Origin of the sequence: Erythrobacter litoralis HTCC2594 (genome assembly GCF_000013005.1) — a bacterium.
GTDB lineage: Bacteria > Pseudomonadota > Alphaproteobacteria > Sphingomonadales > Sphingomonadaceae > Parerythrobacter > Parerythrobacter litoralis_A.
In genome coordinates, this window is sequence record NC_007722.1 from 2,068,679 (window position 1) to 2,085,623 (window position 16,945).

The window sequence follows — 16,945 nt, forward strand, 5'->3', positions numbered from 1 at the left end:
CGCCGACCGATACGATATTGCGAGCGCGATGAACGACTTCCCCGACCTTGCCGAAACGATCGACCTGCCCGCGCCGCTGCTGGCAGACGACGATGGTGCCAAGGATGGCGACAGCGATGCCGATGTCGGGGTCGCGACCAAGACCCGCGCCAAGCCCAAGAAGCCGAGCCAGTACAAGGTGCTGATGCTGAACGACGATTACACGCCGATGGAATTCGTCGTCATGGTCCTCAAGCGCTTCTTCAAGATGGACCTTGAACAGGCCACCCGCGTGATGCTGCACGTCCATCAGAAGGGCGTCGGCGTATGCGGGATCTTCCCCTACGAAGTCGCCGAGACCAAGGTAAACCAGGTCATGGATTTCGCCCGCCAGAACCAGCATCCGCTACAGTGCACGCTGGAGAAGGCCTGAGCCAACCGGCGCCGGGCTGCGTCCAGTCGCGCGCCGTTCATGCACAACCACCTAACAGGGCATGACCTTGGACGGTTTTGCCGCTAGAGGGCGGCAACACCAATCGAGGATCGCCAGCGCGCAAGGCCCGAATTTGTTCAGTTTCATCCCTTCGATAGACCGCTATATTTTCCGGCTCACCATCGTGCCGATGATGGCGGTGTTCGTGCTGGCGGCGTCGCTGCTGTTGCTCGACAAGATGCTGCGACTGTTCGATTTCGTCGCCGTCGAAGGCGGGCCGATCGGCGTCGTCTTCAAGATGCTCGGCGCGTTGATCCCGGAATATGCCAGCCTCGCTATCCCGTTGGGTCTGCTGCTCGGCATCCTCTTTGCTTTTCGCAAACTGGCGACATCGAGCGAGCTCGACGTGCTGCGCGCCGTCGGCATGGGCTACGGTCGCCTGTTGCGGGTACCCTACATCATCACCGCCATCCTCGTCGCCGTAAATGTGGCGCTGGTGTTCTACATCCAGCCCATCAGCCGCTATTATTACGAGCAGCTCGAATATGAATTGCGCTCGGGTGCACTCGGTGCCTCGATCAAGGTTGGCGAATTTACGACCCTGGCCGACCGGATGGCGTTGCGGATCGAGGAAAGCGAAGACAATGGCCGCAATCTCAAGGGCATCTTTGCGCGGGTCTCGAACGACAAGGGACAAGTCCTCTCGATCAGCGCCCGCGAAGGGTCCTTCCTCGCTACCACCGACAGCTCCGACACGATCATCCTGCGCCTGACCGACGGAACCATCGTCCAGGACACCGGCAACCAGACCCCGCGCGTGCTGAGTTTTACCCGCCACGACCTGCCGATAGACCTGCCCGCGATCGAACAATTCCGCCAGCGCGGCGATGCCGAGCGCGAGTATATCCTGCCCGAACTGCTCAGTATCGGTTGGAGCGACACCGAGAGCGAGGCCAAGCGCGATGCGAGCCAGGCGAGCTTCAACTTCCGGCTGGTCGAAGTCGTGATGATGTGGCTGCTGCCGCTGCTGGCGCTGTCCCTCGCCATACCGCCCAAGCGAAGTACCAGCGCCCTCGGCGTTTTCGTTTCGATCGTCATGGTGGTGAGCTATCACAAGGTGAACCAGTACGGGGAGGACGTGGCCGCGCTCGGCCGGGTCGATCCCATCGTCGCGCTGTGGGGTCCGTTCGTGCTGTTCGCTGCGCTGATCCTGTGGATGTTCTGGACGATTGCCTATAAACCTGGCGGCCAGCCCATCGGCGCGCTTGAGAATGCCTTTGCCAAATTGTCGAAGAAGATCGGCAAATTGTTCAAGCGGCGCAAGCACCGCACCGATGCCTTCGCTTCGCCCGTCGCGGCCGAGCCTGCCGAGTAAGGCCGCCCCCCCGATGCATCTCGACTTCTTCCCTTCGCGCACGCTGACGCTTTACCTCGCCAAGCTATTCATCGTTCGCATCCTCGCGGTGCTGGTGATGCTGGTACTGGTGCTGATGATGCTCGACCTGCTGTCGACCAGCGGCGAGATTCTCGCCGTGGAAGGCAACGGCCAAGGCGAATTGCTGACCTATGCCGGTTTGCGCGTCCCACAATTGGTGCAACGCTTCCTGCCCTACTCGGTATTGCTGGCGACGATCATCACGCTGATCGCGCTCAACCAGAACAGCGAGGTGATCGCCATGAAGGCTGCGGGGCTTTCGGCGCATCAGGTGCTCGCGCCGCTGCTGCTGACGGCCGGTCTCGTCGCGCTGGTGAGTTTTGGCTTCAACGAGCGCGTAGTGACCCGCGCCACCGCCACGCTGAAAGCGTGGGAGGCGACGGAATTCGGGGCGGTGCCGCCGGATTCCGATGTGAAGGCCAATGTCTACATTACCGACGGGACCAACATCCTGACCGCGCGCACCGTGGCCGGCACCGGCGCCGACATCCGGCTGGGCGACGTCACATGGTATCGCCGCGCGCCGACCGGGCAGATTGCGGAGCAGGTGAGAGCCGTATCGGCCAGCTTCGTCGATCCCGGCTGGCAACTGGAAAACCCGCAGAGCTTCGACATTACGACCGCCAACACCACCACGTCCGAAGCGATGGTGGTAGGCGAAGGGTTGACCCCGGCGCAGATCGAACTGGAGGCTATCGACCCGGACGCCGTGCCTTTCTGGCGGCTGGGCTCGGCGATCGATTCCTATGAAGCCATTGGACGTCGGACGGCTGAATTGCGCGCGAAGTGGTGGCACAAGCTGTCGGGACCGCTGTCGGCATTCCTGATGCCGCTGCTGGGCGCGGTTGCCGCCTTCGGTCTTGCCCGTTCGGGCCAGCTGTTTATCCGTGCTGTCATCGGCATGGGATTGGGCTTTGCCTATTTCGTCGTCGACAACGCCGCACTCGCGATGGGCAGTTTCGGCGGGTATCCTCCATTTCTCGCAGCCTGGGCACCCTTCCTGCTGTTTTTGCTGGTTGGCGAGACGGTGCTGATCCGGACCGAGGAGTGAGCGAATGGTCGCTCCGCCTCGCTCGGCCCGAAGATGCTGAACAGATGCCCGCAATCGAAGCGCGCGCGGGCACGCTGTTCGAGACCATCGAGGGCATTGGCGACATCGCCGGGCAACACACCATTCCGGTCGACCGCCTCCAACGCTACATTCGCAAGGGGCATTCCCTCGTCGCCCATGTCGACGGGGCCATGGCGGGCTTTCTCGTCGACGAGCCTTTCGGGCGCGAACTGCACATCTGGGAAGTCAGTGTCGATCCGGTCCACCAACAGCGCGGGATCGGAGCCGGCCTGGTGCGAGCCTGCCTGATCGATGCGGCGAATTCAGGCTACAAGGCCGTGACGCTGACGACTTTCCGCGATGTGCCGTGGAATGGCCTCTTTTACGCGCGGCTCGGCTTCGAGGAAGTTACCGCGCTGGATGCGCATCCCCGGCTCGCCGGTGAGTTGGCGGTCGAGGCCGATCAGGGCCTGCCGCCCGAGCGCCGCTGCGCGATGATCAACTTTCTGGACTAGGCTCGCTTGCGCCCGCGCGTCATGGTGCTGCGCGCGATGCGGCCCACCAGCGGCAGCATGCCCTTGTGGTTGGCCCCGAGATAGGTCGAACCCCCACCCAGTTCGGCATAGAGTCGGCGGTGCGCCTCGGGCAGGTCGTGATAGGGCATCGACGGCATCAGGTGATGCAGCGCGTGATAGCGCAGGCCGACCGGTGCCCAGATTTCCGCGATGCGGCCCGGCGGCGGAACATTGACACTGTCGAGAAACTGCGCGGTCACCGTCATGGCCTCGCCTTCGTTCTCCCACAGATGCGCCACCAAGGTGCGCAGCTGGTTGAGCAGGGCCGTGAAACTGAGGATCGCCAGCGCGGTCAGCAGAGGCGCCCAGCCGAGCGCGAAGACGCTGCCGATCAGCAGCCACGACCATGCGAACACGCCGACCTCCTGCCAGAACACGCGGCGAGGCAAATCACCCGTGGCGGGCTTGCGGCGGAAATCGGGATTGATCGAGAGCGAGGATGCCCGCTCCCAGACGAACTTGCGCAGCGGCGGAAAGATCGCGCCAAGCGGCACCAGCAATGCCGAACGGATCAGCAGGCCGATCGGTGCGAGCAATGCCACCAGCACGAATGCGGGCAGGCTCCACGGTTTCATGAGTGCCAGAGGCAAGTATTCCGGGTCCTCGATCGTCCCATATTGCGTCCGCTTGTGATGCAGCGTGTGGACGCCCTCATACATGAAGCTTGGCGTCAGTAGTGGAATGCCGACAAGCAGGTTCCAGCCGGTACGGAAGCCCGGCAGCGCGTTCTTGTGGATGTGCGTCAGCTCGTGGATGAACATCAGCGCGCGATAGAGCGCGAGCGATGCCACCAGTCCGAGCACGAATTTCAACCACAGCGGCTCCACGAGGATCGCCCCCGCAATCGCGCCATAGCCCATGCCGGCCGACACGATCATGTCGGGCCAGTATATGCTCGCCCTGGCTTCGCCCAAATCCTTCACCAGGTCGCGGGCGGCCCGAAGCATCGCCTTGTCGTCCGGCAATTGCGCATGCCAGCCACCGCCTGACGTGGCGGTCGCAGAGGTGCGTGCGGGGTTGAGCGTATGTTCCATGATCGTATCGTCTGTTGGAAGGGGGCCTTATCGTAAATCGGGCAGGAAGGACAAACAGAGCCTCTCTACCAGTGTGATCGAGTGGCTTGCTTGACTTGCGACAAATAGCACCCACAGGGAGAACCTGTGCTGAACAGGAAGCCGCAGTGAGCGATGCCGAGATAGAAATCAGACCCGTAACCGACAAGGCCGGACGAAAGGCCTTCGTCGATCTCGGACGCGCCATGGCCGCGCGCGAGCCCCATGCGGTGCCGCAATTGCGCTCCGAAATGCTCGAACTGATCGATCCAAATAAGAATCCGTTCTTCGGCCATGCGACGGTGCAATTGTTTATCGCCTACCGCGATGGCCGACCGGTCGGGCGTATCGCAGCGCATATCGACCATCTGGCGCTGGAGCTGCCTCCGGAACAGGGCATGGGCCCGGGCACCGGCATGTTCGGCTATTTCGATGCCGAGGATCAGGACGTGGCAACGGCCCTGCTGGACCGCGCGGCGCAATGGAATCGCGAGCGAGGCATGACCAAGCTGCTCGGCCCGATCTCGCTGTCGATCTGGGAAGAACCCGGCCTGCTGGTCCGGGGGCAGGACCATTCGCCGATGATCATGATGGGGCATCATCCGGCGCATTACAAAGGCTGGATCGAAGCCGACGGCTTTGCCAAGGCCAAGGCGCTGCTGACCTACGAACTCGATGTCCGGCCCGAATTCCCGCCGCTGATCCAGCGCATCGTCAAATCGGGCGAACGCAATCCGCGGATCACCATGCGTGCTCCCGACCTCAAGAATATCAACCGCGAGATCGAGATCATCCTGCACATCCTCAACGATGCCTGGTCGAAGAATTGGGGCTTCATTCCCTTCACCGCGGATGAGGTCGCCTATGCCGGCAAGAAGCTGAAACAGATCATCCACCCTGGAATCAACCGCATCTGCGAGCTCGACGGCGAACCGGTCGCCTTCATGCTGACCTTTCCCGACATCAACGGAATCCTCAAAAAGATCGACGGCAGGCTGTTTCCTTTCGGCTGGTTCCACCTGCTGCGCTGGCTGCGCAAGCCGATGCGAGCGGGCATGCGCGTGCCGCTGATGGGCGTGGTAAAGGAATTGCAGAATAGCCGGATGGCGAGCCAGCTCGCTTTCATGATGATCAGCGACATTCGCGAAGTGGCCGTGGCGGAGCTTGGAACGGAGCGTGCCGAGATCGGCTGGATCCTCGATGACAATCACGGGATGAAAGCGATTGCCGATGCCATCAACAGCAAGGTGAACCGCGAATACTGGATTTTTGAAAAGGCGCTGTCCGTACCGCTCACGCATGCGCCGCCGACGCATTAGCTTGCCCAAATTAAAAGGCCCCCGCTCTGACAGCGAGGGCCTTTCGGGATCGTATCACTGCCGTATGGACGGGAGGGGGGTCTCGGCGGTGATATGGGAAGAATGCCGCAACCGGAGATCGGTTCCACGCGGGTTCGAAAAAATTTGAAAACGCTCGAAAAAAACGTGAAACGGTGAAATTCAGATCAATCCTCGCTAGAGAGGAACCGCATGCAGCGAAGGCCGTTGCACCGACATCTATTCACGGGAAGGGTCATAATGTCTGCTTCACAAAAAATCGCTGCCAATCTGCCTTATCTGCGCCGCTATGCACGCGCGCTCACGGGATCCCAGCAGACTGGTGACACCTTCGTTCGCGCAACGCTCGAAGCGGCAATCGCCGATGAAAGCCTGAAGCAGGACGTGTCCGAAGGTCGTGTCCCTCTGTACAAGGCGTTCAACGCGCTTTGGTCCAGCAGCTATCTCGAAGTCGAAGGCGACGATGGCGGCGATGTAGTTTCGGCCAAGGAAGCTGGGGCTGGCGACCGGCTGAAAGCGGTGACGCCGCTCAACCGGCAGGCATTGCTGCTGACCACGCTAGAGGATTTCAGCGTCGAAGACGCCGCCGAGATCATGGGTCTCGCTCCCGCCGATGTCGAAGGGCTGGTGCGCGAGGCCGTCGCAGAGATCGACCGCGAATCGTCGACCAATGTCCTCATTATCGAAGACGAACCGCTGATTTCCATGCAGTTGGAAGATCTCGTCCGCAGCCTCGGCCACGACATCGCTGGCACGGCAGCCACGCGGACCCAGGCTCAGGAAGCCGTGGCCAAGGAAAAGCCCGGATTGGTGCTTGCCGACATTCAGCTCGCAGACGGATCGTCGGGTATCGACGCCGTCGAAGACATTCTCGGACAGTTCGATGTGCCGGTTATCTTCATCACGGCCTATCCCGAGCGTTTGCTGACGGGGGATCGGCCGGAGCCGACCTATCTCGTGACCAAGCCGTTCCAGGAATCGACGGTTCGCACCACCATCAGCCAGGCGCTCTTTTTCCAGAACAGCCCTACGGCCGTTTGAGCCGCCAGCCGCTCAGCTTTTCGCCCGGATCGCAAACTCGCTCGGCTGCCGGACCGGCACGAGCAGCGTGCAGCGCACACCCTCTGGATCGAATTGAAGATCGACCGGGTGGCGCAATTCGTGCGCGACGATCTTCTCGATAAGATCCATGCCGAAACCTCGCTTGCGGTCTTGCGAGACCGACGGTCCGCCTTTTTCGACCCAGCGTACTTCGACGAGGTTCTCGCCCTTCTTTGCCCATTCGATCGAAACGCGAGCTCCTTCGCGGCTCAGAGCTCCGTATTTCGACGCGTTGGTCGCCAGTTCATGGATCGCCAGACCGAAGGATAGCGCATCGTTCGGGGCAAGTTCGATGTCCGGCCCTTCGAGGTGCAGCATGTCTTCCTTTGCCGAGGCATAGGGTGCCAGTTCAGCTTCGATGACCTGCCGCAGCGGTGTCGTACCCCATTCCGACTGGGTCAGCAGGTCGTGCGTGGCGGACAACGCCCGGATGCGTCCATCCAGACTGTCGGCAAAATCCTGCAGATTGTCCGTGCGACGGCGGGTCAGGGCAATGATCGACAGGACATTGGCGAGCGTGTTCTTGACGCGGTGGTTCAGCTCGCGGGTCAGCGAGGTACGAATGGCGTTCTGCTCGGCGAAATAGACGAGAGCCGCCTGGTCTTCGAGTGCCTGCTGCGTGAGCAGGCGGGCGATCAGCATCGACAGGCTGGCAACGGCGAGACCAAACAGCAGCGTGATCATCGACAGGGGCGAAAGCGCGTTGCCCTTGGTCGACTGGACCACGACGGTCATGACCCGGTCGGCAATGCGGATTTCGCGCGAAGACGTCACCCCGATGCCGTTCTCGGTCTGATGTTCGGCGAGCAGGTTTTCCTCGGCGACCCCGCCATCGTAAAACCGGACGCTTTGCTCCTGTACCGCGTTCTCGTTGATGACCGAATTCAGGAAATCGTCGGCATTGAAGGGGCTGTAGACAAAACCCTTGAGCCGCTCGCCCATATCGCCGCTGACGAAGACCGGCATGTAGATCAGGAAGCCCGGTTCGGGATCGGCACCTTCCTGAATAAGCACGATCTTGCCTGTCGCAGCCGGCCGGTTGGTCTGGGTGGCAAGATCCATCGCCTGCCGCCGCGTCGGCTCGGAATACATGTCGTAACCGAAGGCCCTGCGAGCGCGCTCGGAATCGGGCACGAGATAGGTCACCGGAACGACGAGATCGCCCGGGCTCCGCTGTATCTGCGGCGCGACCGGGTTCATCGATCCGGTCTGCGTCATGACGCGGTCCTCGAATACCTCGATTTCGTAAGCGTAGATCGCCTCGGCCCAACCGATGCCGTCCGCGCCGCGATAGGTTTCGTCCAGCCGCAATTCGCCGGCGAAGCGGCGGAAGAGATCGTAGGAAACGTTGTCTGCCGCCGAGAAAAGAGCCGCACCGGCCCGCAAGTAGGACGTGCCGATATTGGCGCGCCGGTCGAGCGCACTACCGATAGCGAGGGCGGTACGGTCGACTTCGGCCAGCTCCTGCCGATTGTCGCCGCGTTCGATGGCGAGAACGCTCAGCGCAGTGACCCCTGCGATGAGTGCGAAGATAGCCAGCGGCACCGCGCGCGGCCAGCGCACGAGCCACCGAGCCGACCGCCCGGATGCGTTTCCCGGCACTGACGCCAAGCAATATCCCCTAGATTCATTCCCTCGCGCAAAGCGCGCCTGTCAGCTATTGGGAACAAAAGGCACAAGGTTTCGTTCCGCACACCATAGGATTGGACGTGCCATGGCCGCGTATGTTAGCGGCTGACCGGCGCAACGGACGGGCAAATTACATGGCAACACATCAACCCAAAGGCGGGTCTCCGTCGGGCAAGGACGCGAAGCCCGAATGGGCCGACGGCCTGCGCGACCTTTACAAGTCGGTAGTGGACGAGCCGCTGCCCGACAGTTTCAAGGATTTGCTCGACAAGCTCGACGGCGACCCTGAAGAGGGCGAGCAATAGTCATGGCCGAAAAGAAGAAGCGGACCGCGGCCGAGAAGGTCGAGTTCAAGCGCGAGCTACAGGAAGTCATCCCGCACCTGCGCGCTTTCGCGCGGGGGCTTTGCGGTCGCCCCGACATGGCGGACGACCTCGTTCAGGAGGCCCTGATGAAAGCCTGGGCCGCGCAGGAACGGTTCGAGCCCGGGACCAGCATGCGCGCGTGGACCTTCGTGATCCTGCGCAATGCCTATCTCACCGACATGCGGCGCAATCGTTTTCGCGGCGAATACGATGAAGGGGTTGCCGAGCGGATTCTGACCGCTCCCGCAGGCCAGGAGGAGCCGATCCACCTGTCCGACATGCACCGCGCCCTGCTGACCCTCCCCCCGGAACGGCGCGAAGCGCTGCTGCTGGTGGGTGCCGGCGGCTTTTCCTATGAGGAAGCGGCAGACATCTGCGGATGTGCCATCGGCACGATCAAGAGCCGGGTCGGCCGGGCGCGTTCGGCCCTCAACGACATGCTCAAGGAAGGCACCATTCCGCAGCGCGCGCTTGGCGACGACATCGCGCATGATGCGATCATGGAAGAACTGGACGTTGTGGCAGCCGGTGACGGGGTATCCGAACCCACGCGTTAGTTGCCCCTCTCGCACGCAAGGAAAAGGCCCGCCCTCCAGTCTGGAGCGGCGGGCCTTTCTTCGTTCGCTATCCAGCGATCAGGCGTAGGACCAGGTCGTACCCCGCGCGAGGTTTTCGGAAGCGAAGCTCCAGTTGAGCTTTCCTTCGGTCACCGCCTTCAGATAGGCCGGGCGCGCATTCTGGTGATCGAGATAATAGGCGTGTTCCCACAGGTCGATCACGAGCAGCGGGTTGACGCCGTCCTGGTCGGCCAGCGTGTCGCCGTCATGGGTTTCCTCGATCGTCAGCTTGCCGCCTTTTTCGGCGAGCCAGACCCAGCCGCTGGCAAAGTGGCCGGCACCGCGATCCTGCAGTTTCGAAGTCAGTTCCTCGACCGAGCCGAAGGCATCGTCGATCATGCTCTTGAGCTCGTCCGACGGATATGTCTCGTCGCCCGTCATCGAATGCCAGTAGAAGCCGTGGTTCCAGCTCTGCGCTGCATTGTTGAACAGTCCCTGGTCGCTGCCGCGCGCCGCCGCGACGATTTCCGCGAGCGACTTGTCGGCGTGATCGGTGCCTTCGATAGCGGCGTTGGTTTTGTCGACATACGCCTTGTGGTGCTTGCCGTGGTGGTAGGACAAAGTGTTGGCGGACACGGCGGGTTCCAGCGCGGTGTCGGCATAGGGCAGCGGGGTTACTTCGAAAGCCATTGGTGATCTCCCGTTGGATCGTGTGAAAGGGGGTGTCTGTGAGATGAACGCATCAGGCGCTCTCGGGTTGCATGGAAACCGATTTTTCACGGTCGACCGCCGCAGTCAGTCCGACATTCATCGTCACATTGGCCAGCGTTCGCATGATATCCGGCAGCATCTCGACCGCGACCAGCAGCGCAAGCGGTTCGATCGGAATGCCCATGGCGAGCGCAATCGGGCCGATCGAGATGACGAAACTGATCGAGCCGGGCAGGCTGACCGAGCCTATGCTGATGACGAAAGCCACGGCTATGCCGGCTGCAAGGAGCATCGGCGTCAGTTCGACGCCCGCCAGATGCGCGACGTAGATCGCGACAGCCATGTTCATGGCCGGGCTTGTCGCGCGAAAGATCGCAACGGCCAGCGGCAGCACGAAATCGGCGACCTCCTCGCGAATGCCCAGCCGCCGCGCGCTGTCGAGCATGGCCGGAAGGCTGGCGAGCGAGCTTTGCGTTGATATGGCCACAGCCTGGGCAGGCAGCACCGAACGCGCGAACTTCGCTGGCGATATCCGGCCCGCTATGATCCCGAGCGCGTATGCGGCCACCAGCACGATGGCACCCATGGCCGTTACGGTGACGATGTAATGCGCCAGCGTTGCGAACGCCTCGCCTCCGGCACGCGCAGCAACGCCCACTGCCAGGGCGAACACGCCCACCGGGGCGACCCACAGCACCCAGCCGATGATCGTCAGCATGGTGTTGGCCAGCGCTTCGAAGAACCGCAGCATGGTTGCACGCTGCGCCCCAGGCAGGCGCGCGACAGCAACGGCGAAAAGCGCAAAGAATATTGTCAGCGGCAAGGTCGATGTCTCAGCCGCAGCCTGGATGATATTGGGCGCAATCAGAGAAGCGATGAAGTCGCCGATGGTCGGCACCTGCTGCGTTTCCGCACTGGGGGCATCCAGAATGCCCGAAGCACCCGAAGGTGGCGGAAAGGCATCGAGCAAGAGCGGCATGCTGATCGCCGAAGCGACCCCGCTGAAGACCAGCAAGCCGAACACCATCAACAGCATCCGCCGCGCGGTCGCCCCCGCACGCGCGGCTTGCGCCATCTTGGTGATGCCCAACACCAGGAGAGCCGCGACCAGGGGAATGATGGTCATCTGCAGGGCGCGCAGCCACAGCGTTCCGACCGGTCCGGTCACTTCCAGCAGCGGCTCGATCACATTCGATCCGGCCAGCAACAGGCCCGTCAGCAAGCCGGCAATCAGCCCGCCGAATGTCCACCACACCGGCAGGCGGATCGTGACCAGCCCGCCGCTGTCATCCGCGCCGCCGCGCGTCTCAGATTCGGCCAATACCCGGCCCTCCCCTATTCGCCTCTTCCCTTCGCGGGTGCTTAGCGGATAAGGCGCGTGGCAAATCGCGAGGGTTCTCGCAACCGGTAATGTCGCAACAGGGACAGGCAGTGGCACGCAAATTCTTCGGCACCGACGGCATCCGTGGTGAAACCAACACAGGCAACATGACCCCTGAAATCGCCATGCGCGTGGCGCAGGCTGCGGGTGAGTATTTCCGCCGGGGCGATCATCGCCACCGGGTCGTTATCGGTAAGGACACCCGCCTTTCCGGCTATATGATGGAAGCAGCGCTGGTCGCCGGGTTCACCAGTGTCGGGATGGATGTAATCCAGACCGGGCCCTTGCCGACCCCGGCGGTCGCGCTTCTGACGAAGGAGATGCGGGCAGATCTCGGCGTGATGATTTCCGCCAGCCACAACCCCTATCGCGATAACGGGATCAAGCTGTTCGGGCCGGACGGTTTCAAGCTTTCCGACGAGACCGAACTGGCCATCGAGCAGGGTATCGTATCCGAACCAGCTTTGGTTCCGGCAGCCGAGATCGGCCGGGCACGCCGCATAGAGGACTCGCGCGGCCGCTATATCCACGCGCTGAAGCAATCGGTGTCCGACGAGACGCGTTTCGACAGCCTCAAGGTGGTGGTCGATTGCGCGAATGGCGCGGCCTACCAGGTCGCGCCCTCCGCGATCTGGGAATTGGGAGCGGAGATCATCACGCTGGGCGTCACGCCCAACGGCACCAACATCAATGATGGCGTCGGCTCGACCTCGCTCGATGCGATCAAGCGTACGGTGGTCGAGGAAGGCGCAGATATCGGCATCGCGCTCGACGGCGATGCCGACCGGCTGATCGTGATCGACGAGAAAGGCGAAGCTGTCGACGGCGACCAGATCATGGGCCTGATCGCAACCAGGATGGCAGAAAAGCAGGCGCTGCGCGGGGGCGGGGTTGTTGCAACCGTTATGAGCAATCTGGGCCTCGAACGCTATCTCGACAGCAAGAACCTGCGGCTGGAGCGCACGCAGGTCGGCGATCGCTATGTTTTGGAACGCATGAAGACCGGGGGCTTCAATATCGGCGGCGAGCAGTCCGGGCACATGATCCTGCTCGACCATGCTACGACTGGCGACGGGACGGTCGCTGCCCTGCGCGTGCTCGCCAGCCTCGTCAATTCCGGCAAGCCCGCGAGCGAAGTCCTGCACGTTTTCGAGAAAGTGCCGCAATTGCTCAAGAATGTCCGCTACGAAGGCGGGCGACCGCTGGACAAGGACAGCGTTCAGACCGCGATCGCGGATGCCGAGAAAGCGCTGGACGGCAAAGGCCGCCTGGTGATCCGCCCGTCGGGCACGGAGCCGGTCATTCGAGTGATGGCAGAGGGTGACGATGCCGATCAGGTCGAGACTGTGGTCGATCAGATCTGCGACGCCGTGAAAGCCGCCGGCTGATGCTGGAAATGCGCCCCGATTGCGAACGCTGCGGGGCCGATCTGCCCGCGCCAGCGCCGGGTGCTTTCATCTGCAGCTTCGAATGTACTTTCTGCGCCGAATGTGCCGAGGCGCTGGACGATCTCTGCCCCAATTGCGGCGGCGAACTGATGGATCGCCCGACCCGCGCGGCCAAACTGCTGGAGAAGTTTCCCGCGAGTACCGAACGGAAGCTCAGGAAATGAGCCGCCAGCCACCGCGTATTCTCGCGATTGCCGGCTCCGACAGTTCGGGCGGCGCAGGGATCCAGGCCGATATCAAGACGATTACCATGCTGGGCGGTTATGCGATGACCGCCATCACTGCGGTCACGGCCCAGAACTCGGTCGGCGTACAGGGCATCACGCCGCTCGATGGCGCATTCGTCGGCCAGCAGATCGCATCGGCAATCGATGATATCGGCGTCGACGCGATCAAGATCGGCATGCTTCAGAACGAGGACATTATCCTCGCCGTGGCCAACGCTTTGGAAGAGATCGATCCGCAAGTTCCCATCGTGCTCGACCCGGTCATGGTGGCGACATCGGGTGCGCCGCTGGTGGTGCAGGATGCCGTCGCTACAATGCGCGAGCGGCTGTTCACCAAGGCACGGCTGCTGACTCCCAACCTGCCCGAACTCGAATTGCTGGCTGGCAAGCAATTGCGCACGACCGAGCTCGTCCGCGAGGCAGCCGAAGATCTTGCGCGCCATTACGGCTGCGATGTGCTGGCCAAGGGCGGGCACACCGCTGACGAGCGGATCATCGATGTGCTGGTGCCGGTCGGCGGGCGCATGGCGCAATTCGACGATGCGCGGATCGACACGCGCCACACCCATGGCACCGGCTGCACGCTGTCATCCGCCATCGCGACCCTGCTCGGCCACGGCCAGCCGATGGAGCACGCCGTGCGGCTGGCGCGGCGATTCGTCCGTGAGGCGATCGAGAACGCGCCCGGTTTCGGCGACGGGGCCGGGCCCCTCGGGCACCAGGCGGTACGGTTGAAGAGCTAGCGGTCGATGTCGTAGAAGTCGGCGATGTGGCCCCACGCCTCATCCGCCGTCTCGCACCACGTAATCAGGTCGAGGTCCTGTTTCGAGATCGTGCCTTCCTCGGCGATCGCTTCGAAATTGACCACGCGTGTCCAGAAATCCTTGCCGAACAGCAGGATAGGCATCGGCTTCATCTTGCCGGTCTGGATCAGCGTCAGCAGCTCGAAGAATTCATCGAAGGTACCGAATCCGCCGGGAAACACAGCCACCGCCTTCGCCCGTAGAAGGAAGTGCATTTTGCGCAGGGCAAAGTAGTGAAACTGGAAGCTGAGATAGGGCGTCACATAGGTATTGGGCGCCTGCTCGTGCGGCAGCACGATGTTAAGGCCGATCGATTCCGCCCCGGCATCGCTGGCACCGCGATTGGCCGCTTCCATGATCGACGGACCGCCGCCGCTGGTGACGACGAATTGCCGCTTGCCATCCTCGATGATGGCTTTCTCGCTGACCAATTTGGCGAGGGTGTAGGCTTCCTCGTAATACTTCGCCTTGGCGGCGAGATTGGCCGCGACCTTCTGTTCGAACTCGCCTTCGTCCTTCGATGCCTTCACCCGCGCTTCGGCGTTTTCAGGCGACGGGATGCGCGCAGAGCCATACATCACCAGCGTAGAGCCGACACCGGCCTCGTCGAGCAGCATCTCCGGCTTGAGCAGCTCGAGCTGGAACCGCACCGGGCGCAGTTCGTCGCGCAGCAGGAATTCGCGATCCTGGAAAGCGAGCTTGTAAGCGGGGTGCTTGGTCTGGGGCGTTTCCTGCGGCGAGGACTTGCTGAATTCGGCTTCCTGTTCCGCGCCGTAGAATTTGCGGTCGGACAGCGAGCGATCCGACCGGGGATTTTCCGAAGGTGTGTCAGTCATGCCCCGCCCCTAGGCGCGCGATGCGGCGGGGGCAAGATGCCGCTTGCGCCGGGGGTCAGAGGACGAAAGCGAGGACCGCGAAGACCACCGTGCCCGCTGCGAGCGCCGTTGCGGTAGCGTTGCGATAGGCCGGGGCCAGCAGACCGACAGCGAGCCCGCCGAGGACGACGAGAAACAGCACCACTGCGGCCAGGATCTGGTAGTAGCGGTAAAGCTGCGGGCCGTGGCCCTTGTGCAGCTCGATCAGGCTGTACTGCAAGTCCGGCTGGTTGAGAGTGCCGCTCCAGCTGCCCTCTTCTTCCGACAGCACCACGAAATCGCGGGTGGTCGGGCGCGTGGTGATCGAGCCGGGGCGCATCCGCAGATAATCGAACCCGGTGTCGAGATCGTTTGCGGCGAGGATCGCGCGGACATCGTCCTCGATCGTCGCGCTGTCGGGATCGAGCGCCGTGCCTTCCGGCACCGCCAGCGGCGTTTCGACGACTTCGCCCTTGTAATCGAGCAGGTAGGCCCCGCCGGTATAGGCGACCAATATGAAGAGCGGCGCCAGCAGACCGGCCGCCCACAGGTGACATTTTACGAGGAAATTGCGCGTTTTGGCCTTGCTCATGCCCGAATCCCGATTTCTGCAACACTAATGATAATCACTTGCAACAAGCGCATGGAGAGATGCGCCCACGAAGTCAATCGCGCAAATGTCGCAGACCGTAACATAGTGGAGTTTGGGCCGGGAAGCTGCGGCATTAGGTGGCAATCTTCTGCGGTTGCTACCTAATACCGGGCTTTTCTACTCCAGAGTCTTGCTGCAATCGGCGTAGAAAAGGTCGACCTGGCCTATTAACGCCAATCGGGCCGCTTGTGTGTGATGCTCCATCAAATGCCGCCCGCTCCATGCAGCGTTCAATGTGCTCACGCATGTGGCGCATATTGTGAAGGGTGATCGCCATGACCTTGTAGCGATGAAGACGATCTGGAACGTCGCTGCCTAACTTTGATTGGTCAAAGTCCCAATCGCCGTAAAGCATCTCGTCTTTGACCTCGAAAATCGCAGATTTCGTGTTTGGCGCGTAGAACTCGGCGATGTCGGCCCACAGACCCACATCGCTGCGCCAGTCTTTTTCTGTATCTGACCAGCTTTCCCAGATCTCGTCGGACATCTCGACTTTCGGCAAAGTCTTCAATTGGTTTCCTTTCTCAAGAAGCGCAGGAAAGTATCTGCTATGCCAGAGCCAGTGCCCGATCGCGGCGAAGCTTGCATTGAGATTATCAAAACTCCGGCGGGTTGAGTCGCTGTGCTGTTTCGACCAGTCTTGAAACTTCTGCTCCAGATCAGCACAACCTCTGGCTATCTCTGCCATCCTCGCATCAATACGCTCAATGTGTTGAGAAGCACCAGAATGTGCACCCTCGGCCAGCAACTTGGCGACTTCTACCCTCTTGCCAATCTCACCAAGGCTCTCGTCAACGGCATGATGCTGCGCATTTGTAATGAATTCGGCCCGCAGCTTTGTTGCGAGGAACTCGTCGAGGCGAGCATCAATCAGGGCACCTAGGTCACTGTCAGAACCCGCCTGTTCGGCACCTGCAAGCTTGGAATCAATCAATGCAAAGACTTGATCTCGGTCTAAACTAATGTGCTCATCTATCTCATCCGCTGCGGCCCGCCTCGTGCCCGAGATGATAAGCCAAGCTGCCAGCGCAATGATCCCGGCTTGGAAAAGCGCAGCCACCCACCACGGAGTTGAAAATAGCCACTCAAGCATGGAGGGCATCCGCTTTTGCAGCAGCTCGAAGTCGTCCGGTGCTGTCGTGTAGCCAATGATGTCGAGCATGAACCTCGTGACAAGATAAACCGACACAAGGACTGTGAACGCTATCCCAGCGATGAGCTTGATGATGGACTTCATATGCACCTCCTGCCTCACCTTCCCAGCGAAGGCGAGTCCGAGCCACGGCATGGCTCGAACTGCAGGTGTGCGTTACCGCCGCCAGCCTCACGAGACCGGCTTTCCGCGTTTGCTGCCT

General features: G+C 61.8%; 18 protein-coding genes. 11 read left to right on the forward strand and 7 right to left on the reverse strand.

Annotated features, from left to right (window positions below; all coding sequences use genetic code 11):
- Nucleotides 1-28: 28 nt before the first annotated feature.
- The 4 genes from clpS to EL2594_RS10080 all read left to right on the forward strand — a co-directional run bounded on the left by clpS (nucleotide 29) and on the right by EL2594_RS10080 (nucleotide 3,413).
- Nucleotides 29-412, forward strand: coding sequence for an ATP-dependent Clp protease adapter ClpS (gene clpS, locus EL2594_RS10065; protein WP_011414956.1), 384 nt, complete (start codon nucleotides 29-31; stop codon nucleotides 410-412).
- A gap of 190 nt (nucleotides 413-602) precedes the next feature.
- Nucleotides 603-1,787, forward strand: coding sequence for an LptF/LptG family permease (locus tag EL2594_RS10070; RefSeq protein ID WP_418904582.1), 1,185 nt, complete (start codon nucleotides 603-605; stop codon nucleotides 1,785-1,787).
- Between the two features lie 13 nt (nucleotides 1,788-1,800).
- The gene (gene lptG / locus EL2594_RS10075; RefSeq protein WP_011414958.1) at nucleotides 1,801-2,898 is read left to right on the forward strand and encodes an LPS export ABC transporter permease LptG; all 1,098 of its coding nucleotides are present in this window, start codon (nucleotides 1,801-1,803) and stop codon (nucleotides 2,896-2,898) included.
- Nucleotides 2,895-3,413: a GNAT family N-acetyltransferase gene (locus tag EL2594_RS10080; protein ID WP_011414959.1), complete on the forward strand. Its 519-nt coding sequence runs from the start codon at nucleotides 2,895-2,897 to the stop codon at nucleotides 3,411-3,413. Before lptG ends, EL2594_RS10080 begins: the two co-directional genes overlap by 4 nt.
- On the opposite strand, the gene EL2594_RS10085 is transcribed toward EL2594_RS10080, so the two are convergent.
- Complete coding sequence (locus tag EL2594_RS10085) at nucleotides 3,410-4,507, reverse strand: fatty acid desaturase family protein (protein WP_011414960.1); 1,098 nt, start codon at nucleotides 4,505-4,507, stop codon at nucleotides 3,410-3,412. The genes EL2594_RS10080 and EL2594_RS10085 overlap by 4 nt on opposite strands.
- Before the next feature lie 146 nt (nucleotides 4,508-4,653).
- Here EL2594_RS10085 and EL2594_RS10090 point away from each other — a divergent pair, with 146 nt between their 5' ends.
- The gene (locus EL2594_RS10090; RefSeq protein WP_011414961.1) at nucleotides 4,654-5,844 is read left to right on the forward strand and encodes a hypothetical protein; all 1,191 of its coding nucleotides are present in this window, start codon (nucleotides 4,654-4,656) and stop codon (nucleotides 5,842-5,844) included.
- A 258-nt stretch (nucleotides 5,845-6,102) separates the two neighbouring features.
- Nucleotides 6,103-6,903, forward strand: coding sequence for a response regulator (locus EL2594_RS10095; protein WP_011414962.1), 801 nt, complete (start codon nucleotides 6,103-6,105; stop codon nucleotides 6,901-6,903).
- A gap of 12 nt (nucleotides 6,904-6,915) precedes the next feature.
- On the opposite strand, the gene EL2594_RS10100 is transcribed toward EL2594_RS10095, so the two are convergent.
- Nucleotides 6,916-8,526 carry a CHASE domain-containing protein gene (locus EL2594_RS10100; protein ID WP_011414963.1) on the reverse strand — a complete coding sequence of 537 codons (1,611 nt, stop codon included), beginning with the start codon at nucleotides 8,524-8,526 and terminating at the stop codon, nucleotides 6,916-6,918.
- Between the two features lie 200 nt (nucleotides 8,527-8,726).
- On the opposite strand from EL2594_RS10100, the gene EL2594_RS15515 reads away from it, so the two are divergent.
- Nucleotides 8,727-8,897: a NepR family anti-sigma factor gene (locus tag EL2594_RS15515; protein ID WP_011414964.1), complete on the forward strand. Its 171-nt coding sequence runs from the start codon at nucleotides 8,727-8,729 to the stop codon at nucleotides 8,895-8,897.
- Nucleotides 8,898-8,899: 2 nt separating this feature from the next.
- Complete coding sequence (locus EL2594_RS10105) at nucleotides 8,900-9,514, forward strand: sigma-70 family RNA polymerase sigma factor (protein ID WP_011414965.1); 615 nt, start codon at nucleotides 8,900-8,902, stop codon at nucleotides 9,512-9,514.
- Between the two features lie 78 nt (nucleotides 9,515-9,592).
- On the opposite strand, the gene EL2594_RS10110 is transcribed toward EL2594_RS10105, so the two are convergent.
- A complete protein-coding gene (locus EL2594_RS10110) occupies nucleotides 9,593-10,204 on the reverse strand; it encodes a superoxide dismutase (protein WP_011414966.1) in 612 nt (203 codons plus the stop codon).
- Nucleotides 10,205-10,256: 52 nt separating this feature from the next.
- A complete protein-coding gene (locus EL2594_RS10115; protein ID WP_011414967.1) occupies nucleotides 10,257-11,546 on the reverse strand; it encodes a dicarboxylate/amino acid:cation symporter in 1,290 nt (429 codons plus the stop codon).
- A 110-nt stretch (nucleotides 11,547-11,656) separates the two neighbouring features.
- Between EL2594_RS10115 and glmM the strand changes: the two genes are divergently transcribed.
- Genes glmM through thiD form a run of 3 tightly spaced genes read left to right on the forward strand, consistent with a single transcriptional unit; the run spans nucleotide 11,657 to nucleotide 14,024 of the window.
- Nucleotides 11,657-12,994: a phosphoglucosamine mutase gene (gene glmM / locus EL2594_RS10120; protein ID WP_041685986.1), complete on the forward strand. Its 1,338-nt coding sequence runs from the start codon at nucleotides 11,657-11,659 to the stop codon at nucleotides 12,992-12,994.
- Entirely contained in the window at nucleotides 12,994-13,218 is a 225-nt protein-coding gene (locus EL2594_RS10125; protein ID WP_011414969.1) for a DUF1272 domain-containing protein, read from the forward strand. The genes glmM and EL2594_RS10125 overlap by 1 nt, the downstream gene beginning before the upstream one ends.
- Nucleotides 13,215-14,024 (forward strand): bifunctional hydroxymethylpyrimidine kinase/phosphomethylpyrimidine kinase, encoded by an 810-nt coding sequence (thiD, locus tag EL2594_RS10130; RefSeq protein WP_011414970.1) that lies wholly within the window; start codon nucleotides 13,215-13,217, stop codon nucleotides 14,022-14,024. The genes EL2594_RS10125 and thiD overlap by 4 nt, the downstream gene beginning before the upstream one ends.
- Here the strand turns inward: thiD and EL2594_RS10135 are convergent.
- From EL2594_RS10135 to EL2594_RS10145, 3 genes are all read right to left on the reverse strand, one after another.
- The gene (locus tag EL2594_RS10135; protein ID WP_011414971.1) at nucleotides 14,021-14,920 is read right to left on the reverse strand and encodes a TIGR00730 family Rossman fold protein; all 900 of its coding nucleotides are present in this window, start codon (nucleotides 14,918-14,920) and stop codon (nucleotides 14,021-14,023) included. The genes thiD and EL2594_RS10135 overlap by 4 nt on opposite strands.
- Before the next feature lie 55 nt (nucleotides 14,921-14,975).
- Nucleotides 14,976-15,530, reverse strand: a complete 555-nt coding sequence (locus tag EL2594_RS10140) for a PepSY domain-containing protein (RefSeq protein WP_011414972.1) — start codon at nucleotides 15,528-15,530, stop codon at nucleotides 14,976-14,978.
- Nucleotides 15,531-15,687: 157 nt separating this feature from the next.
- Nucleotides 15,688-16,827, reverse strand: coding sequence for a hypothetical protein (locus tag EL2594_RS10145; protein WP_155806034.1), 1,140 nt, complete (start codon nucleotides 16,825-16,827; stop codon nucleotides 15,688-15,690).
- Nucleotides 16,828-16,945: the final 118 nt, after the last annotated feature.